The 1,048-nt window shown below is 58.3% G+C and carries 1 protein-coding gene; it reads right to left on the bottom strand.

Features of this window, described 5'->3' with window-relative positions; translation table 11 throughout:
• Window positions 1-561: 561 nt before the first annotated feature.
• Window positions 562-1,048 (bottom strand): hypothetical protein (locus tag E1J61_RS37755; RefSeq protein WP_165971648.1); only part of this gene is annotated, 487 nt, incomplete at its 5' end.

Raw genomic sequence — 1,048 nt, 5'->3', positions numbered from 1 at the left:
GGCAGGGAAGTCAGCAGCGTTTCGAGATCTGCAAGGGTGCGCTCCGCTTCCGCCAGTCGGACGTTCTGCGCCTCCGCAGTTGCTCGCAATGCCGCGAGCATCACGGCTGACGTGGCCTCGCGGTGAGCGTCACGCGACAACTCTTTCGGTCCTGGCCCTACAACTCCCGATGCCGCTCGCTTGTCCGAGCTGGTCACGGGCTCCGGCTTTGCGCGGGCAGGTTCTTGCTGCAATGCGCGGCCTGTTGGAGACGCCAATCTCGCCCCGCTGGAATCGATGTACAAGTAGCCCGCGACGCCAGTCAAAATGAGGCCTGCGACCAGAAGCAGCTTTCCCGCTGCCGTCATCTCGTACCCACCCGGCTTACGTGCCGGACCTGTTGCCTGCGTCTTCAATGTGCCATCGGCTTGCATATCGTCCCTTGTCTAACTTGCGTATCGCATGCATGATACGGAACTGAATGATGTCAATTTTTTGCATACGAGTCAAGAAACGTATGCGGGGCGTTGCGCGTGGGCAGCGGCGGGCAGCCATCATCCCGAGCTGCCCGCCGTGGAATTTCTACAGCACGACTTCGATATGGGGGTGCAGGCGTGCGTTGGCGGAGACGATCTTCTTGTAGTCACTGGGAAACGATGTCGCAGTGAGGGGTAACGTGTGAAACGGCGTCATGGCCGGATGCGTTACCACATGGACATGCGTGAAGCCTGGCGAGCGCAAGAGACGAGGAATGAGATCCGGGCGGCGAGCGATCAATTCTCCCTCTTTCAAAGCGCTGTAGTCCATTCCGCGGCGCCCCTCTTCTGAAAGCCACTTCAACCAGTCCTCTCGGATCCCTTGCATCAACTCTTTGCTGCTTCGTATGAGATTCAGAAGATCTACGTTCGGCAGATCTTCAGGCTTCAAAACCTTTGGATATAGCGGCTTCTCGACCTCGACTGAGAGATCCACTACGATCATCTCCAGCTTCTTCTCATCCGCATACTTGCGCGCATGCATCATGCCGACCAGGCCGGACTGCCCCGACAGTCCAGAAATGAACCCGGGA

The organism is Cupriavidus sp. L7L, assembly GCF_004353535.1.
Taxonomy (GTDB): Bacteria; Pseudomonadota; Gammaproteobacteria; order Burkholderiales; family Burkholderiaceae; genus Cupriavidus; species Cupriavidus oxalaticus_A.
Note: the sequence above shows the minus strand (reverse complement) of the source record. Positions and strands in the feature narration are given on the sequence as shown.